Annotated in this window: 26 protein-coding genes; 10 read left to right on the top strand and 16 right to left on the bottom strand. The window is 46.3% G+C overall.

Annotated elements, in window-relative coordinates; genetic code table 11:
• The first annotated feature begins 13 nt into the window (after positions 1 to 13).
• On the top strand, positions 14 to 532 hold the full coding sequence (locus ACYVGR_RS12795; protein ID WP_460957136.1) for a DUF1735 domain-containing protein: 519 nt from the start codon (positions 14 to 16) through the stop codon (positions 530 to 532).
• A gap of 87 nt (positions 533 to 619) precedes the next feature.
• Here the strand turns inward: ACYVGR_RS12795 and ACYVGR_RS12790 are convergent, their stop codons facing one another.
• The 3 genes from ACYVGR_RS12790 to ACYVGR_RS12780 all read right to left on the bottom strand — a co-directional run bounded on the left by ACYVGR_RS12790 (position 620) and on the right by ACYVGR_RS12780 (position 5,242).
• Positions 620 to 2,110 carry a glycoside hydrolase family 130 protein gene (locus ACYVGR_RS12790; protein ID WP_460957134.1) on the bottom strand — a complete coding sequence of 497 codons (1,491 nt, stop codon included), beginning with the start codon at positions 2,108 to 2,110 and terminating at the stop codon, positions 620 to 622.
• A 187-nt stretch (positions 2,111 to 2,297) separates the two neighbouring features.
• On the bottom strand, positions 2,298 to 4,649 hold the full coding sequence (locus tag ACYVGR_RS12785) for a glycosyltransferase family 4 protein (protein WP_460957132.1): 2,352 nt from the start codon (positions 4,647 to 4,649) through the stop codon (positions 2,298 to 2,300).
• A 290-nt stretch (positions 4,650 to 4,939) separates the two neighbouring features.
• Positions 4,940 to 5,242 (bottom strand): DUF4286 family protein, encoded by a 303-nt coding sequence (locus tag ACYVGR_RS12780; protein ID WP_460957130.1) that lies wholly within the window; start codon positions 5,240 to 5,242, stop codon positions 4,940 to 4,942.
• Between the two features lie 92 nt (positions 5,243 to 5,334).
• Here ACYVGR_RS12780 and ACYVGR_RS12775 point away from each other — a divergent pair, with 92 nt between their 5' ends.
• Complete coding sequence (locus ACYVGR_RS12775; RefSeq protein ID WP_460957128.1) at positions 5,335 to 5,769, top strand: cytochrome B; 435 nt, start codon at positions 5,335 to 5,337, stop codon at positions 5,767 to 5,769.
• 267 nt (positions 5,770 to 6,036) lie between these two features.
• Complete coding sequence (locus ACYVGR_RS12770; protein ID WP_460957126.1) at positions 6,037 to 6,591, top strand: C40 family peptidase; 555 nt, start codon at positions 6,037 to 6,039, stop codon at positions 6,589 to 6,591.
• A 65-nt stretch (positions 6,592 to 6,656) separates the two neighbouring features.
• Here the strand turns inward: ACYVGR_RS12770 and argB are convergent, their stop codons facing one another.
• From argB to ACYVGR_RS12715, 11 genes are all read right to left on the bottom strand, one after another.
• A complete protein-coding gene (gene argB, locus ACYVGR_RS12765) occupies positions 6,657 to 7,439 on the bottom strand; it encodes an acetylglutamate kinase (protein ID WP_460957124.1) in 783 nt (260 codons plus the stop codon).
• A gap of 92 nt (positions 7,440 to 7,531) precedes the next feature.
• Positions 7,532 to 8,494, bottom strand: a complete 963-nt coding sequence (locus tag ACYVGR_RS12760; RefSeq protein WP_460957122.1) for an N-acetylornithine carbamoyltransferase — start codon at positions 8,492 to 8,494, stop codon at positions 7,532 to 7,534.
• 74 nt (positions 8,495 to 8,568) lie between these two features.
• Positions 8,569 to 8,919, bottom strand: coding sequence for a DUF5615 family PIN-like protein (locus tag ACYVGR_RS12755; protein WP_460957120.1), 351 nt, complete (start codon positions 8,917 to 8,919; stop codon positions 8,569 to 8,571).
• Positions 8,916 to 9,164 (bottom strand): DUF433 domain-containing protein, encoded by a 249-nt coding sequence (locus ACYVGR_RS12750; protein ID WP_460957118.1) that lies wholly within the window; start codon positions 9,162 to 9,164, stop codon positions 8,916 to 8,918. Before ACYVGR_RS12750 ends, ACYVGR_RS12755 begins: the two co-directional genes overlap by 4 nt.
• Before the next feature lie 70 nt (positions 9,165 to 9,234).
• Positions 9,235 to 10,377 (bottom strand): aspartate aminotransferase family protein, encoded by a 1,143-nt coding sequence (locus ACYVGR_RS12745; protein ID WP_460957116.1) that lies wholly within the window; start codon positions 10,375 to 10,377, stop codon positions 9,235 to 9,237.
• 153 nt (positions 10,378 to 10,530) lie between these two features.
• Positions 10,531 to 11,250, bottom strand: a complete 720-nt coding sequence (locus tag ACYVGR_RS12740; protein ID WP_460957114.1) for an alpha/beta fold hydrolase — start codon at positions 11,248 to 11,250, stop codon at positions 10,531 to 10,533.
• A 23-nt stretch (positions 11,251 to 11,273) separates the two neighbouring features.
• Positions 11,274 to 11,891, bottom strand: coding sequence for a hypothetical protein (locus ACYVGR_RS12735; RefSeq protein ID WP_460957112.1), 618 nt, complete (start codon positions 11,889 to 11,891; stop codon positions 11,274 to 11,276).
• Positions 11,892 to 12,066: 175 nt separating this feature from the next.
• A complete protein-coding gene (locus ACYVGR_RS12730) occupies positions 12,067 to 12,666 on the bottom strand; it encodes a hypothetical protein (RefSeq protein WP_460957110.1) in 600 nt (199 codons plus the stop codon).
• A 181-nt stretch (positions 12,667 to 12,847) separates the two neighbouring features.
• Positions 12,848 to 13,423 (bottom strand): hypothetical protein, encoded by a 576-nt coding sequence (locus ACYVGR_RS12725; RefSeq protein ID WP_460957108.1) that lies wholly within the window; start codon positions 13,421 to 13,423, stop codon positions 12,848 to 12,850.
• 151 nt (positions 13,424 to 13,574) lie between these two features.
• A complete protein-coding gene (gene clpX / locus ACYVGR_RS12720; protein WP_460957106.1) occupies positions 13,575 to 14,807 on the bottom strand; it encodes an ATP-dependent Clp protease ATP-binding subunit ClpX in 1,233 nt (410 codons plus the stop codon).
• Positions 14,808 to 15,082: 275 nt separating this feature from the next.
• On the bottom strand, positions 15,083 to 15,772 hold the full coding sequence (locus ACYVGR_RS12715) for a ClpP family protease (RefSeq protein ID WP_182457233.1): 690 nt from the start codon (positions 15,770 to 15,772) through the stop codon (positions 15,083 to 15,085).
• 134 nt (positions 15,773 to 15,906) lie between these two features.
• Between ACYVGR_RS12715 and ACYVGR_RS12710 the strand changes: the two genes are divergently transcribed.
• The 4 genes from ACYVGR_RS12710 (at position 15,907) to ACYVGR_RS12695 (ending at position 19,214) form a co-directional block, all read left to right on the top strand.
• On the top strand, positions 15,907 to 16,332 hold the full coding sequence (locus ACYVGR_RS12710; protein WP_460957104.1) for a helix-turn-helix domain-containing protein: 426 nt from the start codon (positions 15,907 to 15,909) through the stop codon (positions 16,330 to 16,332).
• 70 nt (positions 16,333 to 16,402) lie between these two features.
• On the top strand, positions 16,403 to 17,506 hold the full coding sequence (locus tag ACYVGR_RS12705; protein WP_460957102.1) for an AAA family ATPase: 1,104 nt from the start codon (positions 16,403 to 16,405) through the stop codon (positions 17,504 to 17,506).
• A complete protein-coding gene (locus tag ACYVGR_RS12700; protein WP_460957100.1) occupies positions 17,503 to 18,147 on the top strand; it encodes a DUF3226 domain-containing protein in 645 nt (214 codons plus the stop codon). Before ACYVGR_RS12705 ends, ACYVGR_RS12700 begins: the two co-directional genes overlap by 4 nt.
• Positions 18,144 to 19,214, top strand: coding sequence for a M42 family metallopeptidase (locus ACYVGR_RS12695; RefSeq protein ID WP_460957098.1), 1,071 nt, complete (start codon positions 18,144 to 18,146; stop codon positions 19,212 to 19,214). Before ACYVGR_RS12700 ends, ACYVGR_RS12695 begins: the two co-directional genes overlap by 4 nt.
• A gap of 56 nt (positions 19,215 to 19,270) precedes the next feature.
• Here ACYVGR_RS12695 and ACYVGR_RS12690 read toward each other — a convergent pair whose 3' ends face one another.
• A complete protein-coding gene (locus ACYVGR_RS12690; RefSeq protein WP_460957096.1) occupies positions 19,271 to 22,252 on the bottom strand; it encodes an outer membrane beta-barrel protein in 2,982 nt (993 codons plus the stop codon).
• A gap of 49 nt (positions 22,253 to 22,301) precedes the next feature.
• Positions 22,302 to 23,147: a GLPGLI family protein gene (locus ACYVGR_RS12685; RefSeq protein ID WP_460957095.1), complete on the bottom strand. Its 846-nt coding sequence runs from the start codon at positions 23,145 to 23,147 to the stop codon at positions 22,302 to 22,304.
• A 121-nt stretch (positions 23,148 to 23,268) separates the two neighbouring features.
• Here ACYVGR_RS12685 and ACYVGR_RS12680 point away from each other — a divergent pair, with 121 nt between their 5' ends.
• Genes ACYVGR_RS12680 through ACYVGR_RS12670 form a run of 3 tightly spaced genes read left to right on the top strand, consistent with a single transcriptional unit; the run spans position 23,269 to position 25,625 of the window.
• Positions 23,269 to 24,018, top strand: a complete 750-nt coding sequence (locus ACYVGR_RS12680; RefSeq protein WP_460957093.1) for an ABC transporter substrate-binding protein — start codon at positions 23,269 to 23,271, stop codon at positions 24,016 to 24,018.
• Entirely contained in the window at positions 24,015 to 24,596 is a 582-nt protein-coding gene (locus tag ACYVGR_RS12675) for a Uma2 family endonuclease (protein ID WP_460957091.1), read from the top strand. Before ACYVGR_RS12680 ends, ACYVGR_RS12675 begins: the two co-directional genes overlap by 4 nt.
• Entirely contained in the window at positions 24,597 to 25,625 is a 1,029-nt protein-coding gene (locus ACYVGR_RS12670) for an AraC family transcriptional regulator (protein WP_460957089.1), read from the top strand.
• The last annotated feature ends 19 nt before the right edge of the window (positions 25,626 to 25,644 follow it).

Genomic DNA, 25,644 nt, shown 5'->3' with positions numbered 1-25,644 from the left:
CAAGCAGACAACCATGAACAAGTTATTCAATATTATCGTGGCCGTAAGTTTAGCAGTTGGGCTGACTTCATGCCTTAAAGACGATGAACATTTCGTTGACTTTGCCAGTGCTGGCTATGTGGCGGAGATCCCTTATGTGGCAAACCGAAGCATCCTAAAAACGATAGCGGTACCAGCTACCAGTACGTCGCTCGTGGCTCCCGTCGACATCAATATTGCGTCGCCCAATCCGCCATCGCAGGATGTTCCGATTACAGTAGCCATTGACCAGGCGGCATTGACGGCCTATAACACGGCGAACAAAACATCGTATACGATTCCGCCCGCGGCAGCTTTTCAGTTAACCAATCCGATGGTAACTGTAACAGCAGGTCAACGTATTGCGACGGTAAATGTAAATTTTGTCGGTACACAGGTGCCCGCCACTGGTGGCCCTTATGCAATACCGCTTAGCATCACAACCGTGCCTAGCAACGTCGTCATCAGTGCGAACTACCATACGCAAATTTTGGTCATTTCACTGACGAAGTGACCTACTCCCTTTCCTACAAAAGGAGAGGTTAAAACGAGAAAGCCCCGATGTGCATGCACATCGGGGCTTTCTCGTTTTAACCGTTTATTAGGCAGTTACCTCATTCCGTACACTTTCTGGCTTAGCCTGCCCGGTTAATTCAGCCAAAAGTTCTTTCACATTGACGGTCGCAAAACTACTGGCATGATCGGCCATAGCGTATGGGATTATCAATTCATCGTTGTTAATTAATGCGCCACAGCTATAAACTACATTGGGTACATAGCCCTCCCGTTCGTTTTCGTCGGGACTAAGGATCGGCTCAACTGTGCGACCAATTACCTTACAAGGGTCGTTCAGGTCAAGTAAAAAAGCACCAATCGCATACTTCCGCATGGGACCTACGCCGTGACTGAGGACCAGCCAACCCGCTTCGGTTTCAATGGGCGAACCACAGTTGCCTAACTGTACATACTCCCAGTTGTAGGTTGGTTTCAATAGGATGTCTTTGGTCTGCCAGAAGTACAGATCGTCGGAGTACATCAGGTAAATGTTCTCTCCATCCTGACGCGAAATCATGGCATATTTCCCATTGACTTTACGCGGAAACAAGGCCATGCCTTTGTTAGAAACTTCGGCTCCGTTCAGTGTACTTACACTAAAGTGCGTAAAATCCTTAGTTTCAAGCAATTGCGGAAATGTTACTCGACCATTGTAAGCGGTGTAGGTCGCGTAGTAGGTTATCTGCCCATCATCATCCGTAAACTGAACGAAACGTGCATCTTCAATTCCGTTGGTTTCATTCGGTGAATTAGGAAAAATACAGCGCTCGTCCAAGCTCTGATCATCGTCGAAGTGAACTTCGTAATTTGACTTAGCAAGTGCGAGCAATCCACTCGCAATGGTATCGTATTCGGCATTGTAGCGGAATTGGGCTAAAACCCGTTTAATCTGCGATTCGAGTTCAGATAGACTAAATTCATCGCCCAAACCAGCCATCATCTTTTCCTGAATGCTATTTTCCAGCCGCAATTCGTAAAGTTTGCGCTCAAAAATAGCACGGTTAAATACATGATTAGGAACCATATCGGGCGACGTCACATAACGGGATGGTTTCCGTAATACGATTTTCCCCGTATCGTCTATGTAGCCCATCCGAAATGAGATCGACGAAACGTGCCCCTCTCCTGTTGCACGTAAACTCAGGATAAAACGCTTATATCCTGGTGGCACATTGGTCTGATCTGGATGCCAGATCATAGATGGATTGAACAAGGCAGCCGACTCCAGCGAATATTCCATCGTGAAATACGCGCCAAGTAGCAGCTTACGATCTTCCGTTAATGGCTCATCAGTCAACAACTGCGGCTTAATTTGCTCAAACCGCTGTAATAGAAACCGCTCGAGTTTGTAATGGCGCCCGCCAAATTCCCGAATCACCTCGTCGAGCTTTTGTTCGGCTTCTTCATCGGTCATGCTACCGACACGCGCAATAATTTTCAGGGTACGGGTAGTGCTACCCAGTTCAAATGGACGAAACAAGACTCGGGTAGGATCGGGCCGTAAAACAATACCCGTTCGGGTGGCTTTTATACTCATCAGCGTCAGTAAGAAGGTGGTCAGTCAGACAGTTTATTCTCAAAATGGGTCTGAGTACACATAGTACATGACTTCTGCAGAAAGCCGTGCCACGGTTTAATTAAGTGCAATGAGCAAACGTGGCACAGCTTTCCGCGAAAGTCATGTACTATAATCCAACTGTAAAACGAAATAACTGTTTGACTTCTTATCCATTTAGTAAAGCGGGTATATCAACGCTTACCGGCTTTACCGCAACCTTCTTTTTTTGAACCATATGCAATTCGGCCAACGCAATCAGGTAAGACAATGTCGACTCGGCACCCTGATTTTGGTTAACCCGGTCGATGTGCAGACCATCCCGGCAACCACCCGTTTGCTGATCGTAGAGGGGTAAACCCAGATCATTGAATCCTGAAAACCACTTAAATACCCGGATTGCCGTTCGATGCCACTCAGCGTCTCCCGTTACTTCCAGAGCCGCCAAACAGGCAGAAACGGTACTTTGCGCTTCGAGCGGTTGCTGATCGAAATAAGCCCTTGCCTGACCTTTTGTATAAAATCCATTCGATCCAATGGGCTGAAAATGCCCGTAAGAAGCCGTTTGCAAATTTATTAGCCAGCGAAGTGACGTAAGACCAATTTCGATCAACCGTGCATCGCCCGAACGAAGCAGTGCATGTGCCAGTACAGCATTATCGTACGACAAGGTATTTTCGAACCAAGGCCATTCGTCCGTAGCAGTTTCCGTATATCGGAACACCAGCTTATCGAGTAATTGTCGTTGAATGGTTTTGGCCAGACGGTCGTCGTTGAATTTCTTCTGATACTCATGAACGCCCAGCAACGCGAATGCCCAGGATCGTGGCGATGGCATATTTACAACACTCGGAAGTACTTTTTCGAAAAGGTTCATGGCCCAACTAACCGTGTTCCGGTCTGTAGCCCGACCAATGCAAGTTCCTAGCGCCCAGATAGTCCGGCCAGTGCTATCGTCCGAACCTACCTCTTCGAGCCAGCGTCGGTCGTAACTCATGAAGTTGCGGAATCGGCGGTAATCGTGCGCATAAGCATGATTGATGAATGCGCAGTAATTATCAGCTGTACGCGCCAGTTTGGCATCACTTAGTCCAGCTTCCTGCAGAATTTGCGTCAAAATCAGTGCCCGTGCATTATCATCTGTGCAATATCCTTCTTCATAATAAGGTAAATGATGGCGTGCGTGTTGAACAATTCCCGTCGAATCGGTTAAGCGGAACAGATGATCAAGTCGAAGCGTAGGTAGTTTAAAGGCTGCGCTGGTATGGCCACCCACCGAGTAAGGAACCTGGCTGTTGATGCTACTCATTCGTTCCTGGCGAGCCTGTGTAAATGAGTCAGCATATAATTGGATAATCCGCTCCCAGATCATCTCACGGCCCATCATATACGCCTTTTTTCGCATGGCATGACGCATAGGTTCATCCGTTAAGAGATTGATAATCTGATCGGCAATGGCGTCCGAATCGCCAAAAGGCACCAGTATACCTCTGCCTTCTGCCAGAAGTTCTTCGGCGTGCCAGTAAGGGGTCGATATTACCGCTTTTCCACAGCCAAACGCGTAGGATAACGTTCCTGAGGTAATCTGAGCGGGGTTTAGATAAGGTGTAATATAGATATCGGCAGAACCAAGGTATTCGCGTAGATCTTCTAACTCGACAAACTGATTATAAAATCGAATATGATCCCGAACGCCTAGATCGGCCGCCAGTTTTTTCAGGCTATCGCGATAGGCTTCTCCTTCATATTTGATTAAATGCGGGTGCGTTGCCCCCAACACCATATATACTACATTGGGATGTTGTTTTACAATGCGCGGTAGTGCCCGGATTACGTTTTCGATGCCTTTATTGGGCGACAGCAGACCAAACGTCAAAACGGTTTGTTTGCCTTCCATCCCGAATTTATCCTTGTAAAAATGTGGATCAACAAAGGGCATGTCGGGAATACCATGCGCTATAAGGTCAATTTTATCAGCCGGAACTTCGTAAATATTAATCAGAAAATCCCGTCCCTTTTCACTCATACAAACTACCCGAGACGACAGATCAGCAATGCTTTTCAGGACTACGAGTTGCTCTTCATTCGGATCTTTCAGAATCGTGTGGAACGTGGTTACAACCGGCATAGTCAGATTCCGCAACAGCGTCAGAATATAGCTCCCTGCCGAACCGCCGTAAATCCCATACTCATGCTGCAAGCATACGACATCAACATCTTTCGAATTCAGAAACTCAGCGGCTTTACGATAGGCATCCTGGTCATGCTGGTAAAAATCATACCGAACTTCCGACGGGTAATCGTATCCATCAGGCGTATCGTTTACCGATATAACTAAAGCGTTTGAATCAGGTATAAACGAATTATACGATTGATAGAGATCAGATGTAAATGTGGCAATGCCGCACTGCCGCGGTAAATAATCTCCTACGAAGGCCACATTTTTGGGATTGTGCTCCCAGACATTTAATCGTTGATCGTTCTGATTCGGTGCTCCGCTAAAGTTTGTATGAGTTGTCATGGGAGTTGAGTAGGGCTATAATTAGATGGTGTATTACCTACTACTACAATCGACTTGTACCCTCTTTTGTTTGGCCAGACCGAACATTTTGATGAACTAATGGGCTAAACCACTTTCACGACAAATTATTATCCAACTAAACCTTTATTTTGCCCTATAAATGAATAATTACAGCCGTTTCTGATTTACGTACGTAAATCAGAAACGGCTGTAATTATTACCAATCCTATTGAGTTAATTAGTGTTTTTTCAAGCGGCTTACGGCTCGTTATTCATCTTGCATCACGTTTTCAAGCGTCCTCCAATAGCGTATCGAAGGAAATAAACTGATTGCCGAATCGGTGCTGAATCCGTTGCCGTAATGTATCGGCGTGGAATTCCAGATAAATGTTGTAGGCTTCCAGTGTTTCGAAGTCGAGTTGAATTGAATAGGTTGTGCCCCCGTTCTCAAGTTCAGTCAACAGCCGTAAAACCCGGTGGCTTACAGGCAATTTGGTAGCCAACGCAGCTGGTATAAAAAATAATTTCATCCAGCGAAGCCAGTCGGCAGCCACTTCATCGGCAACGCTATAGGTCGTATTGTAAAGAATCATATGGAGACAAACACCCAATCGACAAGGTAAGTTGACGGTTTGGTTGTTTCTTTGCTCTGAGAAATCAATTTATCCGTTAAACTAACCAAGTTATGTATTCTGGACTAGTACATGCCCACTCAGGGCTTCGCTGGGTAGCTCTTATTTTGTTGATCGTTGCCGTTATCACTGCTATTGGCAAGTGGCAAGGGCCTAGCGGCTATACGGATGGAAACCGTAAACTATATCTGTTCACGTTAATCTCCGTACACACGCAATTGCTGCTGGGTCTGGTTTTGTTATTCATCAGCCCTAAAGTTGATTTCAGCATGATGAGCGAGAAATTGTATCGTTTCTACAGCGTAGAGCATACAACGGGTATGTTGATTGCCATTGCCCTAATCACCGTTGGCTATTCCCGTTCGAAGCGCGCTTCTGATGCAACAACCAAACAACGTCTTATTGGTATTTTCTATGGCATAGGTCTGTTGCTTATTCTGGCTTCTATCCCCTGGCCATTCCGTATTATTGGCGCTAACTGGTTCTGATCAATCCTGAAGCACATGCAAGTCGGCCTCATTGATGAATTACCTGCTCATCAATGAGGCCGACTTTTTTGGAATTGATATAACCCTGAATGGGCGCTTATTTAAATATAATACTTTATTAATGTAGCATAATTATCTTACGGTCAACAAGTTGATAAATTTGGCACAAAAAAATTCGGTTAAATGGGGAAAATTTTCCTCAATCTATAGGTAGTTTGGCCATATTACGATACTTTTATAGGCGTAACCTGGATTTGACCTACTTCTATGATGAGAAAAATGCTCCTGGCAGTAGTTTGTACTGTCTCGTTTGGCATCGTTCAAGCTCAAACCGTACCCACCGTATCTAGTGATATACCCGCCGTAACTGACGTACCCACCGTAACTTCAAGCAAGGCAAGCTTTTACGAGCAGATTCCGCTCGTAAACGATGTCATCAATTACGCCAAAGAGCATCTGTCAATTCGTTACCGATCTGGTGGAACGACCACCCGTGGCTTCGACTGTTCAGGATTTACCCGTTTTTGTTATAACAAGTTTGGTATTGCCCTTCCACACTCTAGTGCCGCGCAAGGTGGAGTGGGCGAAGCAGTCGAAAAAGATGCCGCTCAACCTGGTGATCTGATTCTGTTTAAAGGCCATAGCTCTGGCGGTAGCCGCATTGGCCATGTCGGTCTGATTACCGAAGTAATTGGCGATCAGATCAAATTCATTCACTCGGCCTGGAATGGTGGCGTTCGCTACGACTATTTAAATGCCAGTTACTATCAGCGACGGTTTATGGGTGTTCGGCGCGTTGCGCATCTGCTAGCAGAGAAGTAAAAGTAAAGCGGCCCGAAAGCCGCTTCAAGGAAATGTAATATAACATGAGCGGCTTTCGGGCCGCTTTACTTTTTTAAAGTTGTTCCTGCACCCTGATTCACAGCAGTAGCCAATTCATCGGCATGACAGATAATGACCTTCGCTACACCGCTTTCCAGTGCTTTAAAGGCATTGTCTAACTTCGGAATCATGCCTTTATTGATGACTCCGGCCGCTTTGTGTTCGGCATAAAGGGCTGGCGTCAATTCATTAATAACGCTGTTATCATCAGTTGGGTCTTTCAACACCCCCTTTTTCTCAAAGCAATAAATCAACGTCACGCTATTATGCCGAACCATGTCAACCGCAATGGCCGACGCCATCGTATCGGCATTGGTGTTGAGCAAATCACCAGCGGTGCTGTAGGTGATTGGGGCAAAAACGGGCGTTAAATTCTGACGCAGAAAAAACTGAATCTGACCAGAATCGACTTCCTTAATATCCCCGACCATTCCATAGTCGATGTCTTTTACCGGGCGCTTTTTTGCCAGCACAGTTCCTGCATCGGCCCCTGTAAGTCCGATGGCATTAACATCCAGGGCTTGAAGTTTAGCTACAATCTGTTTATTGACTAGGCCACCATACACCATCGTCACCACATCGAGCATGGGCTGATCGGTAATACGCCGACCTTCAACCATCGTAGTTTCAATGCCAAGTTTATCTGCCACCTGGGTAGCCACTTTGCCTCCGCCATGAATCAGCACTTTAGGGCCAGTCAGGCTAGCAAACGAAGTCAGGAAGCGTTTGAGGGCATCTGGGGCGTCAATAACGTTGCCCCCTATTTTTATTACAGTAAGATTATCCATTGAAAGGGAAAAAAGAAGAGAGGAAGGAGGGGGAAGAAAGGGAGAAAACATGTACGTCTTTTCCCCTTTCTTCCCTCTCCTCCTTTATCTGCCTAAGACTTTAGTAATATTTCTTTCAAGACCGCCTGCGCCGACCATTCCCGGTTAGCTGCCTGCTCAATCACAAGCGACTGAGGACTGTCTAATACTTCATCCGACACTTTCAAATTGCGTCGAACAGGTAGGCAGTGCATGAATTTACCGTTGTTCGTCAAACGCAAATCATCCATCGTAACTGCCCAGGAAGGGTCCTGGGTTAACACCTGTCCGTAATGCGTATAGGATGACCAGTTCTTTCCGTAAATAAAGTCGGCTCCTTCAAAAGCTTCGTCCTGGTTGTGAGTGACCCGAGCCTTGCCAACAAATTCAGGTGCAAGGTCATATCCTTCTGGGTGGGTGATCACAAAATCAACGTCGCGGGCATTCATCCACTCGGAAAATGAGTTGGCAACCGCTTGCGGCAACGGCTTGAAATGAGGCAACCAGGTCAGCACAACCTTTGGACGGGCTGGTATTATCGATGATTTTCGTTTCTCTTCCTCAATAGTAATGCAGTCGGCCAACGATTGTAGTGGGTGACGCGTAGCCGATTCGAGATTCACGATGGGTACTTTCGCGTATTTCGCAAACTGATGCATCACTTGCTCGCGGTAATCCTTGTCCCGATCTTTTAACTCAGCAAAAGCCCGAATACCGATGATGTCACAATAGCGTCCCATAACGGCAGCCGCTTCGCGAACGTGTTCTGCCTTATCGCCATTCATCAACACGCCTTCTTCCATTTCCAGCCCCCAACTGTCCTGGCCCACGTTCATTGTCATAACGTTCATGCCAAGGTTTTGGGCTGCTTTCTGGGTACTCATCCGCGTTCGCAGGCTTGAGTTGAAGAAAATCATGCCAATGGTTTTGTTCTTGCCAAGTTGTTGATCGGCAAACGGATTGGCTTTGGCATCGAGGCCAGACTGAACAAGGGCGTCAATATTCGTGACGTCGGCAAGAGAGAGAAAATTGGTCATTTTTTTAAACGCAAAGGGCGCAAGAATATGAAGAGCTTATAAGTCATTTCCAACGTGACTCCATAAACTTAGCTTTACTGGATGCGCCTTTGCCTAATTTTATCAGTTTCAACTACTGTGTGCATATGATCAATTGGATAACCTTCTTTTAGCAAATTCATGACAATGCGCGCAGGCTCATCAGCGGTGATAGTTGGCAAACGAAAATACACAACACCCGGAGGACGGTATCCTAGTTTAAAAATCAGAGTACCATAATCTCCATCAAACGTAAGAATAATGCGATTTTCACGAATTGCAAGTCCAGTTACATCTATATCGGTTATACTGGGCATCTCATAAGCAATATGTTTAATGTCGTACCCAGCTTCAAGCAATATCCGAAAGGCGGTAATAGGAAAGTTTTCATCTGCCAGAAACTTCATGAAGCTTGGCGTAAATTAGTAGGTGGAAAATACACCAAGTTATCTTTCATTGTAGCCGAGACATAGGCAAAAACAGCTTGTAAGGCCTGTTTGGTCAATCTTGGATAATTATCTAACAAATCCTGCTCATTCCAACCATCAGCCAGACGCTCCAGTAAAAATTCGACCGATAATCTGGTGCCTTTAATAACGGGCTTCCCTAAGAGTACCGACTCATCCGAGTGAATATAGTCTTGCCAATTCATAGCTAAGTTATTTTAACAAAAATAGCCCAATAGTGATTTACGCTAATAGACAGGTCATAACTAATCGGAGTTATGCCTCTGCTTTCTCTGCGTTTAAACACACACGCAGTGCCTCCAAGAACTGATCGGCTTCATCAACACCGATGGCTAGTGAAGGCAGCAATCGGATGATGGTTTTGCCCGCTACGCCTGTAAATTGTTTATGTTCGAACAACAAGGTTTTTCGAAGCGTATCTACCGGAAAATCATACTCGATGCCAATCATCAGACCACGGCCACGCAATTCTTTATAGCCACCAATCTGGCGAATACCATCCATCATGTAATTGCCCATACGCGTGGCATTTTCCATCAGACCTTCTTCTTTCATGATATCTAAAACGGCAATACCAGCCGTACAAGCCAGATGGTTTCCGCCGAAGGTTGTACCGAGCAGGCCGTAACTGGCTTTGAATTTGGGAGAAATCAAAATACCACCAATTGGGAATCCGTTACCCATGCCTTTCGCCATCGAAATAATATCGGCTTCGATACCGCTGAACTGATGCGAGAAGAATTTTCCCGACCGGCCATAACCACACTGCACACCGTCCAGAATCAGCACAGCCCCGGTTTCATCGCAACGCTGACGGAGTGCCTGAAGAAACTCGTCAGTAGCTACCTGAATACCACCTACGCCCTGAATACCTTCAACGATAACCGCGCAGGTATCTGAGGTAATTCCCGCCTTTGCCGCTTCGACATTGTTGTAAGGCAGAAAACTAACGTGTTTATTGTAATTGACAGGAGCTACAATAGCCGGATTATCCGTTACGGCAACGGCACCAGCCGTGCGACCATGAAACGATTTAGTAAACGCCACTACGTTTGTCCGTCCGTTATGAAACGATGCCAGTTTCAGGGCGTTCTCATTGGCCTCCGCCCCTGAGTTACACAAAAACAACGCATAATCAGGATGACCGGAAAGATCGCCTAGTTTATCGGCCAATTCCTGTTGTTGCGGAATCCGGACAGAATTTGAATAGAACGAAATCTTATTTAGTTGATCAGTCAGGGCCTGTACATACCGAGGGTGCGTATGTCCAACCGAGATTACGGCATGACCGCCGTAGAGATCTAAATAACGGGTGCCATTGACATCCCAAAGGTAGCTACCCTGCGCACGAACAGGTTCAATGTCGTACAGCGGATAAACGTTAAACAATTCTGCCATTCTTTCTAATGCGCTAAACCGGGGTAGATACTTTACACTTGCCGGTATTTTCACAAACAAGGTGCAAGTTTACGGATAATCAGTTGAAAATGGGCTTAAAACACAAAAAGGGAGACCACTGGCTCCCTCATTTATAGCGATACGACCGTCGAATCAGCACTGCCCCAGAAATTCCTTAAGAACTTCAACCGATTGGGCAGGTTGTTCAATCATACTCAGGTGTCCAGCATGCTCAATAGTTACCACACGAACAGCATCCGACAAGTCGGCCAATTGAGCCGTTTTTTCATAAGGAATTAATTGGTCCTCTCGGCCAAGCACGATTAAAACGGGAAAATTAGCATCCCGTAAAACATGGGTTCGATCAGGACGACCGGCGATGGCTTTCATTCCGGCAATGAGTGCATCGGCAGGCAAGCTACTAAAGCGCTCAACTAAGGCCTGTGTTTTCTCTGACGGAAAATCAGGAGCCACCATTTTAGGTAATTGCTTCTGAATAAACGGTACTGTGCCCTGTGTTTCCAATCCCTCAATCGCTTGCCGTCGAACTTCCTTACGAGCGTCGTCATCGGCAGTTGCCGTAGAGTGATACAAAATCAGCCCCTGAACCATATCTGGATATCGTTCGGCAAAAGCCAGAGCGATATAGCCTCCCATAGAGTGCCCTACCAGCACTACTTTCCCGATCTGTGCCGTCTGTAATCGAGCATACAAATCTTCGGCATACCCTTCAATGGAGGTATGCGTTATCAAATGGGAAAATTCGGGTTTCAACACGGAGGCATCTGATGCCAAATCGGCGTAGATGCCATCCCAAATGGAAGCATCTACGCCGTGACCGTGGATGAGGCAACAAACGATTGACTGACTCATTCCTACTAAGTTGATATTCCTGTTTACGCGTTGATAACGCCGATCAGGATCAATACTAAACCAACGATAAAGCCAATAAGGCCAAGAACACCTAACACACTACCGCCACCCAGTAGCAGTAACAGCAAACCGACGATTCCGATGATAAGTCCCAATCGAACATTCGAATTCATGACCTTCGTTTGATCGGGGGCCACGTGATTCTTGATTTTCTTATCCATTTTCTTGAGCATCGTCCGCTCCATGAACGTCATCTTTTTAGCAGACGCTACGTTAGTCGACGTTACCGCTTTATCGCTGGCGGTATTGAGCAGTTCATTCAGTTTGGCCATTCGCTTAGTCAGCTTTTTGCTCGAAGCCAGCTTATTATCGTTGCGCACGTAAGCTTCAACCTGACTGACAGCTTGCTTGGCTTGGGCAAGTTGTTCAGCAGCAGTTGATTCAGAAGTCGTAGAAACAGCTTCTACCGTTTCGGTCGATTTCACTTCATTAGCAGGCGTTACAACGGCAACAGCATTGGGTTGGGGAGATTTAAAATTCTCGCGCGCGCTGGGTTGAAAATAAGCAACAGGACGGCTGCAGGATGCAAGGATAACTGTGCCCATAACAGCGGCAACGAGAGACTGGGTAAGCGTTCTCATAAATGAGGGGTTAAAAGTGAATGAACGATTGAGATAACATCCGAAAAACTACAACTTTTTGCATTTGTTGTATTAATTCGAAAAAATATAGCCTAAAGATGGAAAATTTATAATTGACTCTCTAGCCGACGCTCGAAATGTTTAGTCAGGCCGAAGTTTTCTCCTAAGAAATCAACTATAGCAAGCCAACCAGAAGCAGAACAGCACCTACTACTAACGCAATTACCCCAACAGTGGCACCCGTACCGGTGGTCAATAAAAGTAGCAATAAACCAATAAGAACCAGAACAGCACCCGTAGCCAGCGTTCCCGAATTCATCATTGTCTTTTCAGGATTGTTAGGGGCGAGTTGTTTGCTGATTTTCTTATTCAACTTCTTGACCATCATCCGCTCCATCAAATTCATTTTTTTAGGAGCAGCCGTTTCCGTAGGTGCCAGACTAGCCTTGGTAGAAGCAGAAGCCAACAACGTACGAACGCGGTTCAGGCGTTTCTGAACGGTTTTGTTCTCGGCTAATTTGGTATTCGTACTCACCATTGCGTCAAGCTCGTTCAGCGATGAGTTGGCTTGTGCCAGTTGTTGAGCGTTGGTTGTTTCGACAACAGGAGTTTGATCTGCTGATGTTGAAGGAGTAACGACAGGAGCAGATTCTGAAGTTTTGGCAGCATAGTGCTCCCGTGCAGTAGGCTGAAAATAAGCGACAGGACGGCTGCAAGAAGATACAACGATTAGTCCGAAGAGTGCAGCAAACAGTTGTTTTGAAGATGTTTTCATAATGTGAGAATTAACGTGAACGATTAAGATATCACCATCAACAACTATAACTTTATTCGTTTGTTAGGTTGCAACAAAAAATTAGTTGAATTGCCCGCACAAAAGCAGAAAAATCATAAAATCTTCACGGCTAAAAGGGCCTGATTTTAAAGAAGATTTTATGATTTTGACTGGATTGGCCTTAGATCAGCTCAATTAGTAAGATGACCAATCCGGCCGCAAATGCGATAGCCCCAAGCGCAAAACCGCCCCCGCTCGTCAAGGCTAACAAGAGAATACCAGCTACGATCAATACAATTGATAACGCCACAATACTTTTACTCGCCAACGATTTTTCTGGGTTGCTGGGCGCGAGCTGTTTGCTGATTTTCTTATTCAACTTCTTGACCATCATCCGCTCCATGAAGGTCATTTTCTTATGCGCTACTGTTTCAGTAGAAGCCACATTCGCTTTGGTCGACGATGAAGTGAATAGTGTACGCGCTCGATTCAGGCGTTTTTGGACAGCTTTGTTTGTTGCTAGTTTGCTGTCATTACGCACTAGTACCTCAAGCTGATTAAATGCCGAATCCGTCCTGACCACCTGCGGAGAAACATGGCCTTCCTCAGTCAGAGCTTTAGACCATGAAGTTTGTGGAGACGTTGGTACATGATAGTCGCGATGAGATGCTTGAAAATAAGCGGGCTGTCGGCTACAGGCAGTAATCAGCAAAAGCAGCAGTAGGCTGCCCAAAAGATGTTGGGTAATCGTTTTCATACGAAATAGGTAGTGAATGGAGTAATGAATTCGTGACAATAAACATACTAACCATTCGACTAGGGTCAGGTTTATTAAAAAATTATCTGCCATAAAAAAAGGGCCACATCTCGTTGGATGCGGCCCTTTTTTTATGATTATCTATTTCTGGTTAAGCTACAGAGCGGAGCTGGTATGTACTGACTTTGCCAAATTTTTCACGGGCATATTCCAGACTGATCGTCAACTCTTTAACGCCCGTTTGCGAAGGCAACTCAAACATAGCATCTGTAATGATCGATTCGCAAATGGAGCGTAATCCACGAGCGCCCAAGCCATACAATAACGCCTGATCAACAATGTAGTTCAAGGCTGTAGGGTCCCAATGAAGTGTGATTCCCTCCATCTGGAAAAGCTTATTATACTGCTTCGTAATAGCATTTTTAGGTTCGGTCAAAATCTGCATGAGCGTTGACCGGTCCAGAGGCTCAAGGTGTGTAAGCACGGGCAAACGCCCAATCAGTTCCGGAATCAGACCGAAGGATTTCAAATCCAGTGCCGAAATGTACCGCATCAGATGACCTTTTTCGAGGGTTTCGTTCAGTCTCCGATCGCCCGAGAAACCAATCGGGCGGGTATTGATCCGCTTGGTAATATGCCGTTCAATACCATCGAACGCGCCCCCACAGATGAACAGAATATTTTCGGTGTTTAACGCAATCAGGCGTTGGTCAGGGTGTTTGCGACCGCCCTGCGGGGGAACATTCACGACCGAACCTTCCAGAAGTTTCAGTAACGCCTGTTGAACACCTTCGCCACTAACATCGCGAGTGATACTTGGGTTATCTGATTTTCGGGCAATTTTATCGATCTCGTCAATATAAACAATGCCTCGTTCGGCCGCTTCGACATTGTAATCGGCCGCCTGGAGCAATCGAGTCAAAATGGTCTCAACATCTTCGCCTACGTAACCTGCTTCGGTAATAACCGTAGCATCGGCAATACAGAATGGCACTTCCAGTATTTTAGCGATAGAGCGCGCCAGATACGTTTTGCCCGTACCCGTTTCGCCCACCATAATGATGTTTGATTTCTCAATCGTCACATCATCATCGGTTCTGGGCTGCATCAACCGCTTGTAGTGATTGTAAACGGCAACCGTAATGGATTTTTTAGCGTCATCCTGACCAATCACGTATTGATCGAGGTGACGTTTCATATCGACCGGCTTGATGAGATTAATTTTCACCTCACTTGGTTCACTACGCTTAGGGCGCATTTCTTCCAGCACCACCTGGTGCCCTTGCTCAATGCAGTAGTTACAGATGTGCGCGTCGATGCCCGACAACAGCAACATCACTTCGTTTTTGCGCCGTCCACAGAACGAGCAACTAATTTGTGGCATGAACGTTTGCAGGGTGAATTGGGAGTTAACGGATCTATGCGAGTCGCACGCCACGATCCGAGTTTACTTAAACAGAACGAAAAAAACTTTGTAAGCCTAAATTTCGGCAGAAAAAAAATGACTCAGGCGAACCTGAGCCATTCGTACTTAGCAAAGTTATTAACTGGCGGGCAAACCATCAAACTATTGATTTACGAAGTACGAGTTACGATGTACGATTTGGGCTGACGCATTCCCAAAAATCGTACATCGTAACTCGTACTTCGTAAATCAGTTTACTTGTCCCGGTGCAGAACTTCGTCGATCAGGCCATATTCTTTGGCTTCTTCCGCTCTGAACCATTTGTCGCGATCAGAAGCCTGCTCGATTTCTTCGTAGGTACGACCCGAGTGGCTAGCCAGAATCCGATACAGATCTTTCTCTAATTCAAGCATTTCCTTCATGGTCACCTGCATGTCTTTCGAGGTTCCCTGCGCACCGCCCGATGGCTGGTGAATCATAACCCGAGCGTGTGGTAAGGCCGACCGTTTTCCGGCAGCACCACCCGCCAGCAATACAGCGCCCATCGAAGCGGCCAGGCTCGTACAAACCGTAGCCACATCCGGACGAACGTATTGCATGGTATCGTAAATACCCAAACCAGCGTATACCGAACCACCGGGGCTGTTCAGGTACATCAGGATATCTTTTTTAGGATCAGCTGATTCCAGGAACAGCATCTGGGCAACGATGATGTTAGCGATGTTATCGTCGACGGGCAGACCCATAAAAATAATACGGTCGGCCATCAGTCGCGAAAACACATCGACTTCACGGAAATTCATCGGACGCTCTTCAATAACTGAACGGGTCATGTTTTGAACCGTACTGTTCTGAATCGTATGGTTCACATACCCGTCTACTGTCAGGCCATTGAGGCCCATGTGATGCACCGCGAAATTGCGGAATTCTTTTTCGTTATTCATAATGGGGTTTACTTCGTTAATTTGAAAACCAATATTGATTGGTGTAAGTTCGAGAATCGTTTCGTTACAAAATTGCGTTATCCTCTCGAAAAACCCTGTCAGTTTAGGTTTAGATTTTATCGTTGTTACTTGATATGAGCACCATCACCTCTCGTGGCCCGGCCGAAAAAATACGTTTAGAGCGACTTCAACGCGGTTTATCGCAGGAAAACATGGCCGATCTACTCAATCTTTCCACCACAGCCTATGGGGATATTGAGCGTGGCAAAACCGACCTGACGCTTTCCCGGCTCAACCAGATTGCCAGCGTTCTGGGTGTTTCGCTCTTGACGCTCCTCTCCGACGAACCCCTTGTGGCTCAGGTAGTCGAATCCAAGCCCGATACCCTTGTCAGTCATGAGCTTGAAACACTTCGACTAACCGTTGAAAAGCAAGATGTTGAACTAGACAAACTCCGTCTGGAAGCCGATTACTGGAAACGCAAATACGACGAACGCGTAGCAATGGAGTTACTGCGCTCGATGGGCGTTGAGCAGAAACGCGAGCGGATTGGGTTTTAGTTTACAGACTACTCCTACTCGTTTATTACATTTGCCTTGATAGCCACAAGTGGCTAAATCAACCTCATTTATGGAAAAGCAACACCTCACCTACTTCAAAATCGAAAACTTCAAACGGTTCGACTCCTTCGAGATGAGTAATCTTGGGCAGTTCAACTTGATTGTTGGGGATAATAATGTAGGGAAGACGTCGGTGTTGGAAGCGTTGACGTTTGATGAGGATTCCCATCAAATGGTCTTCAACTTACTAATGGCACTCTCAGAAAGAAAGTTATTTACAAGGGGCTTTGTTATGAGTGACGATGGGTATTTCCCAAGCTTTAAAAAGGCCAATATATGGCAATTTTTATTTAAAAAAGAAAATTTGCCTATCAAAATTACTTTTTCAACTAACATTCAATCAACTCTATCATTCGAGCTACGCTCTGCAAATCATTTATCGATCGACGAAGTCGCTTATATAGAAAATACACAAAATTTACTACTTCGCTCCTTTAAAAATTTCATCAAAATCACTAAAAACAATGATGCTTTTGATTTGGTAGGACCTTATTTAGAAGATGTCGATATTGATTCTGAAATCCGCTACCCTTTCGTCTCCAATGGCGTAGAGTTACCGAATCTTATGAATCGACTTTTTTATGAATATGTAAATGATGATAGGCATGCTAGAAAAGATATGATTGACTTCCTAAGGACCTTTTTCCCGAATTTAGAAGAAATAAAAACTCATAGATTTGGAAACAGTGATGAAGTATTAGGGATAGTTGTTTCAGATAAAGATGGCATATTGCCTATATCTCATCTGGGAGATGGCACGGCAAAAATTATCAAGTTATTTCTGAGAATATTAGATGTAAAATGCCATCGCCTTCTGGTCGATGAGATTGGTTCCGGTATCCATTTCACTCGTTTAAAAGAGTACTGGAAAACGATCATCCAACTCTGTGCTAAATACAAGGTTCAATTTTTCGCCACAACGCACAGCCTTGAATGCCAGCAAGCCTTTGTTGAAGCTTTAGAAGACCCAGAAATGCAGCAGTATCAGAAGGAAGCCCGAAATATTTCACTACTAGAGAATAAGCATGGAGAAGTTGAGAGCGTTACGTTTGACTTTGAGCAGTTTGAGTATGCTTTGAATATTGGCTTTAATACGCGGGGTGGCAAAGCATGAGTAATGTACAGATTTTTGTAGAAGGTGTTACCGACCAAAAGTTTCTTCAGGATATTGTAGAAGAATGGTATGGCATCAAACTTACATTAGGAAATTTGGGAAAACCATCTGGTGATATAATTTCTCTAGATGGTAAAGATGCTTTTGATACACCGAAAAAACTGCACATTGTCGATAAGCTGTTCGAATATTTAGCAAAGACTAATAAACAAGCAATTGTACTATTTGATGCAGATATTTTTCACATCAATCAAGCCAGATTAGCACAACACAGTGAGCACTTAAATTTCAACTATTTTCTATTTCCAGATCATCAACGAAATGGAGAAATAGAAACTTTGCTTGAAGAGATTATTTGTGTAGACAATCAAGTAATTTTTGATTGCTGGAAAGATTTCGAAAATTGCTTAAAGCAACACAATACACCTTCAACCCTTTCAGGAAAGTTTACAACGCCAGCCAATAAGACAAAAATCTACGCTTATGTTGAAACATTAGTTGGCGAAACCGATTCTGAAAAAGAAAAAATAAAAGATCGGAATCGAGATTATCGAAATAAAAGCCACTGGAACCTCGACCCCAATCACCCACCACTCAAACCGTTAAAAGAATTTTTAGACCCCTATTTTAGTACACAATGAACGAACAGAGTAGAGAATTCCTGTACAAGTACCTAAACAATGCTTCGCCCACCGGCTTTGAGTCGTCGGGGCAGCAGATTTGGTTAGATTACCTCAAACCCTATACCGACGAATACATTGTCGATACCTACGGTACTGCTGTTGGTGTCATTGGACCGGGTAAGGAGTATAAAGTGGTTATCGAAGCTCACTCCGATGAGATTTCGTGGTTTGTGAATTACATCTCCGACGACGGCTACATTTTCGTTCGTCGGAATGGCGGTTCCGATGCGCTCATTGCTCCATCTATGCGGGTGAATCTACATACCAAGAAAGGCGTGGTAGAAGGTGTTTTCGGCTGGCCGGCCATTCACGTTCGTGATCTGGCAAAAGATACTGCTCCTAAAGTAACTGACCTATTCATTGATGTAGGGGCCGCTACCAAACAGGAAGTGACGGATATGGGCATTCATGTCGGCACCGTCTGCACGTTTGTTGATGGCTTGACAGAGCTGAATAACCGCTACTTCGTTGGTCGTGCGCTGGACAACCGGATGGGTGGTTTCATGATTGCCGAAGTGGCCCGGTTACTGAAAGAGAACAACGTCACGCTGCCGTTTACGCTCTATATTGTCAATGCCGTACAAGAAGAAATTGGTCTTCGGGGTGCCGAAATGATTGCCCGCCGACTCAAGCCCGATCTGGCGATCTGTACCGACGTAACCCACGACACCCAATCGCCTAAATACGACAAGAAAGAACAAGGTGATCTGAAATGTGGCGATGGCCCTGTACTTTGTTATGGCCCTGCCGTACAGAACAACGTCCTCGATTTCCTGATTGCGGTGGCGGAACAACAGGGGATTGCGTTCCAACGTCAGGCGGTTAGCCGATCAACAGGCACTGATACCGATGCGTTCGCTTATGCTACCGAAGGCATTGCTTCTGCGCTGATTTCGCTCCCGCTGAAATACATGCACACAACCGTCGAAACGGTTCACATGGACGACGTGCAGAATGTTATTAAGCTTATGTACGAAACGCTTCTAGCCCTGAAAGGCAACGAGGATTTCCGGTATATTAAGTAAGGTTTATTAAACACAGAGTGGGCCGTCATGACGGCCCACTCTGTGTTTAATCTTCGCTACCCATTATTCCGCCGGAAACCACCACCCTGGCCTCGCTGGCCACCCCCATTCTGCTGGAATGGGTCTCTTGGGGCTGTGATGCCTGCACTGAATCGACGCAGGTTATACACGAAGCTGATCATGAAATACCGATTCAGGACGCGGCTCCGAACTTCTTCCGTATAAGTGTCTGTCACGTTCCGAACGATGCTCTGGTTCTGGTTCAGCAAGTCGAACGCCTGGAAGCGGATTTCACCCTGATTCTGCTTGAACAACTGACGGGCCAGGGTTGCATTCCAGAGCGTATATGACTGGTTATAGCTGGCCGAACTTCCTCCATAATGGTTATAGTAAACGTTTGTGGAGAAGGTAAATTTGAGCGGCAATTGGTAATACACGTCAAGCGTAACCGATTGATTCAGATACGTCGTATTTTGCTGAGGTTGGAGTGAATACTTCGCCGATTGCCAGTTAATATTCCCCGACAGGTTCAAATCTAGTTTCTCGGTAAAGTTTGAGCTTATCGTAGCTCCCTGACCAATCAGCCAGTTTTTTGCCTGGTTCGACTGATTGTTGATGAAGCTGGAACCTTGGTTATACGTCAGGTTGGTCGACAGGTTTATGTTTGTTTTCTGGGCGCCTAATTTGAGCGGACGACCAATAACAAACGATCCGTTAACAGTATAATACCCGTTAGTATTTACCGGCTTGGTTGTCTGTGCGCCCGATGCATTGAAGATCGTGGAGTTAACGATTTTGTTATCTGTCCGGCTCGCATTCAGGAAGACAAACATGTTACGGAACGTGGCTGCATCGAACTGGTTATAATTCAGCGATACCGTATGGCTGTATTCCGGTTGCAGGTCGAGATTCCCCAACTGGATATTCAACGGGTTGGTGTTGTTAGGCACGGGCTGTAGCTGACTTACCGACGGCGCGTTAAGGCGAGTTCGGTAGCTAACTCGTAGTCGGCGGCTTTTCGCAAAGTTGTACGTCAGTAAGGCATTGGGTAAAAAGTTGGAAAACGTCCGGTTCAGGTTCGTTTCCTGACTCAGGTTATTCGAATTAAGGCTCGATTGCTGCGCGTCCAACCCAAACGCATAGGTATATTTCAATCGCTTTGTTTGCCATGTCAGCCCGCCCCGATTGGTTACGTAATCGTTTATGAAGTTGTTGCTTAAGGGTGTGTTCAGTAAATCATACCGGTTTGTCAGCCCATTAAAATCATTTACCGCCCGGTTCGATGTGTTGTGGTTATCGGACAGATTGTAGTGAAATTCAAGCGTTTGACGCATCGATAACGGTTCGGTATAACTTACATTGATGGTGTTAGTCATCGAATGCGTTTCCTGGTCGTTGCGCTGATTAATGGTCTGCGTAGTAATTCCCGTTAAGGTATCTTTCGTGATCACCCCAGAAGTCAGCGTTGTCGACGTTCCGTTAAACTTGTTGACCGAGTTATTGATGCCGTTATTATCCTGATTATTAAGTGCTACGGTCCAGTTAACCGAAAAGCTCCGACCTTTCTTCTGAAACTTACGAAATAATAACAACTGGTTGTTTCCAGTAAAACCACTACCGGTTGAGTTGTAGTTCGTTATGCTTGAGTTCGCCATAACTCCCTCATTCGTAAGTGTTGTCGCATTGCTCTGGTTACTATAATTCGAATTCATCCACGACAAGCTAGGGATAACCCGAATTGTTGTCATCGTATCGAGACGGTAATCGAGCCGAAGGTTAACCCGGTGATTGGTGTTTGTATTGTCGGAACCACTTGTCTGATCACGAACAAATCCAGCCTGTGACGTTGTTGGCCTTGTTCCAGCGGTACCGCTCGGAATTATGTTTTCCCGGTGGCTTTGTTGACTGGTCAGTGTATTCGTATTGCTGGCGTTATAGCTACTGACCACATCAATCTTTTTACCCCAACCATCGCGGTAGTTGATACCAGCGGCCCACGATGTAGTGATCGCATTACTGCCCACCTGACCTGCGCCATTTCCACTACCGCCACCAGCGCCACCTCGCACTACGTTACTTCCTCCGCCACCACCCTGCCCCTGGCCAGCTCCGCCGAAGTTATTACCCAAGCCTAAATCACTGGCCGTAAAGCCCTGTTGGTTCACATTGTTGGCCATACCCAGCATCGAAATCTGGCGACCATTGTTAAACTGGTTAAAACTGACCCGGCCCGAATAGCGAGCATCATCGCCCGGTTTGGGACCAGCACCTATGGTTTGCTGACCAAACGAGCCTTTACGCTTGTCTTTTTTGGTCGTGATGTTAATTGTTTTCTCCCGATCACCATCGTCTACCCCCGAAAAAGCCGACTGCTCCGATGCCTGATCGAAGAGTTGCACTTTGTCGATGATGTCGGCGGGAAGGTTACGGGTCGCCATTTTAGGGTCGTTGCCGAAAAACGGTTTCCCATCGACCAAGACTTTTGTAATAGCCTGCCCCTGGGCTTTCACGTTCCCATCGCGGTCAACTTCAACGCCGGGTAATTTCTTCAGCAAATCCTCCACCTGCGCATTGGGGCGGGTTTTGAATGAGCCTGCATTAAATTCCAGTGTATCGCCTTTTACGGCAATCGGCGCTTTTTCCCCTTGAACAGATACTTCCATCAGTGTCTGTGATTGGGCAACAATATCAATCGCTCCGACATCGACCGTAGGATCATTCTGCGTAACTGAAACACGCTTCGAGCGTCCCCGATAACCAACATACGTTACCAGTACCCGGTATTGCCCCACGGCAATTTTAGGAAATTCAAATCTCCCGTCGCCATCCGTAATGCCAAAGTTTACCAGCGAGGAATCTTTGGCCAGCAGCAGCGATACCGATGCCTCCATCAGGGGCTTCCGGGTTATAGAATCCACAACCGTACCCCGAATGGTGCCGGGCGATTGGGCAAAGCCTTTGAGGCTAATGAATAATGTACAATGAATAATGAATAACGAAAGTCGGAGTAAGGGCTTCACTGTCAGCAAGTTTTTCATTTTACATTGTACATTATTCATTATACGTTATCCATTAGTTGTTGTTTACTTAATTTCGGGGAGCCGACATATCCATGTTTTGCATCATTCGCTGACGGAAATCGGCCATGCCTTTCCGGCGTATCTGCTCCATTTCGTCCGACGAGATAGCTTTTGCCTCTTTCGGGGGTTCAACAGCCGCTGCTGCAATCGCTTCCATCGATACGCCAGTTGCCTTATACGACTCCGTATCCGATTCAATCAACAACACGACGCCCTGGGGTGGTGTCAGATCGGCAACGGGCGAATAGGTAAATGGCAAATCTGTAGTGTACCAGATCGTGTAAGGCAGCTTCCGATGCGTAGCCGTGGCTTTGTGACAAACATAGCCCGCAATCTTTTTCGTCTTATCGCTGGCCTGCCAATCAGTAGTAGCTGGTAGTGGCTTCTCGGTACGATATATTTGAGTCGTCGAATCTTTTTTCACGACCAGTACATCGATCCGCTGCCGATTGGCTAAGTCCAGATACGTTTGCTGTTCGAATGGGAAATTAGCCCGCATAGCACCACCTCGATTGGGTCGATCGGCACCGCCCGGTCCACCTGCACCATCGCCCCCTTGTCGGCGAAACATCATACCTCCCTGTGGGCGATCACGTTCTTCTTTGGCCATATTGCCCGCAAAAACGAGTTTCTGCGTAAATGAGATAACATCTGGCGCTCCTTCCGGCGCATCGGGAGCGCCAGGGGCACCAGGCCGGACTTCCTGCCCGTTGATGACCATCCGCATTTGCGACCGGTCGATCTGACGCATGCCTTCGTAAGTAATTTTACCAGATACCGAAGCCGTGGTTTGCGCCAACGATGCTGTGGCAACCAGACCGGTAATGAGACAGGTGAAAAAGGCTTGTTTCATGGAGAAATGAGAGATTCTTGGTGTAAACGTTGCACTATTTTTTCAACTCGCGGCCAAAATCTCGTTAAAACCAGCTAAATCGGCGCTGAGTCGGTAATTTTACCTGCCGAATGACTACGTTATGACCCCCAAACGCATTGTTTCTCTTGTACCCTCGCAAACAGAATTGCTATTCGATTTGGGGGTAGGCGATCAGCTAGTTGGTATCACAAAATTTTGCATTCATCCGGCCGATAAAGTTAAAGGCAAGGCAATTGTAGGCGGCACGAAAACACTGAACATTAATAAGATTCTAACGCTACAGCCCGACCTCATTCTGGCGAACAAAGAAGAAAACACACGCGAGCAAATTGAGGCCCTTCAACAACAGTACTTCGTTCACCTAACTGATGTGGCAACGCTGCCTGATGCACTGTCGATGATTCGAGACGTGGGCGCCTTAGTCGGGAAACAATCAGAAGCCGAAACGATAGCTACACGCATCGAAACGTCACTTTGCCCATTGCCTCAAGCACCGCGCCCTTCCGTCGCTTATTTCATCTGGCGAAAACCCTATATGGTTGCGGCCAACGATACGTTTATTCATTCTATGCTGGAAATAGCCGGATTCTACAACGCGTTTGCTAACCAGACTCGTTATCCCGAAATCACCGCTGAAGAACTGCAAGCCATTCAGCCCGATCTGATTTTTCTGTCGTCGGAACCCTATCCATTTACGGAAAGCCATCTTGCCGAATTTACCACGATTTGCCCATTAGCCAGGATACGGATTGTTGATGGTGAGCTATTTTCGTGGTATGGGAGCCGGTTATTGCGGTCGTCGGACTATTTTAGGAACTTGCGTACCGAAATTGCCCAGCGAAGCACATGATCACCGACATCTCACAACTCGACCCAAATGGCACCTACACCTATGCCGATTATCTGAAATGGCAGTTTGATGAAAGCGTCGAGCTGATAAAGGGAAAATTGTATAGAATGTCGCCTGCTCCTCGGCGCGCTCATCAATTAGCAGTTAGCCATTTACTTGTTGATATAAGCCTTTACTTTGGCAATAAAAGCTGTGAAATTTATACTGCGCCTTTCGATGTGCGGCTACCTGTTCGCAATGAGCGAAAGCCGGAACAACTCCATACGGTTGTTCAACCTGATCTCTGCGTGATCTGCGATCCGAATAAGCTCGATGATGCTGGCTGCCTGGGTGCCCCCGATTGGATTATTGAAATTACATCGCCCCGAACCGTAAAAAACGACTTCAATGAAAAATATAATCTTTACGAAGAAGCTGGAGTCAGGGAATACTGGATCGTTCAACCAAAAGACAAAGCGGTCAATGTTTATGTTCTTGAAAATGGCCGATATGCTTTAGTTGACGTTTACGAATCGGGTGAGATTCCTAGTTGTATTTTCCCCGAATTAATCATTTCTCACGACCGTATCTTTCGTTAAATGCTCACCACCAACGATACGCTTTCCGTTGCGTCGATCAATCTGATTCTGTTCGCGGCCCGGCAACGCGGTGCCGATGCCGATGCACTAGCTCACGCCGTGGGGATCAGTTCAGAGCAGTTACGTGATCCCGATAGTCGAGTATTGGTTCGCCAGGTACAGGCACTCTGGCGCGAAGTCATAACCACCACGGGCGATCCAAACATTGCGCTACAACTCGGCGAACTTGTAAATCCGGTTGCCATTGGCGTATTGGCGTATGTGATGATGCACAGCCCTACCCTGGGCAAAGCCTTTGACAAACTTTGTCAGTATCAGGATATTGTCTGCGAAGGTATTCGAACATCGGGGAAGTTGATCGAGTCCGAGACGCTGGGAAAGCAATTCATGCTCTCGCTTCAGATAACCAGTGCGGATATTATTTACCCTCAACACGCGCTCAACTCCGAGTTTTCGATTTATCTGTCAGCCATGCGGGCTTTAACAGGTCATCGCATCGAAGCTCGCGAAATTTGGTTTTCCTACCCTCGGCCCGTTGATACGCGTGAGCACGAACGGGTATTTGCACCCGCTCGTCTGGTATTCGATGCCCCTGAAACAGCGATGTTCCTGGATACCGTTTTGCTCGATCTTCCCGTATTGAACGCCAGCCCAACATTGTCGATCTTATTTGAAAAACACGCGACGGATATTCTCAGTAAGCTTAAAGCACCATCGCTGACCAGCCGGGTTAAATCAGAAATTATTGCCATCATGAAAGGCGAAGAACCCACGTTAGCCAACGTCGCTGACCGGCTGGCGATGGGCGTTCGAACGCTTCAGCTTCATTTGAAAGATGCTGGCACAACCTACCAGCAACTGCTCGACGAAACCCGCAAAGAATTGGCAGTCAGCCACCTTAGTGAGTCAAATCTTAGCACTACCGACATCGCCTACCTGCTTGGCTTTGCCGAACCGAGTGTCTTTTTCCGATCCTTCAAAAAATGGACGGGTCAAACGCCGGGTGCGTATCGATTAGCGCAAGCTTAGTAACGCGGACATCCTGTCC

The organism is Spirosoma litoris (assembly GCF_054776755.1).
The sequence above is the reverse complement of the archived record's forward strand: the minus strand, read 5'-3'. Positions and strand labels throughout refer to the sequence as shown.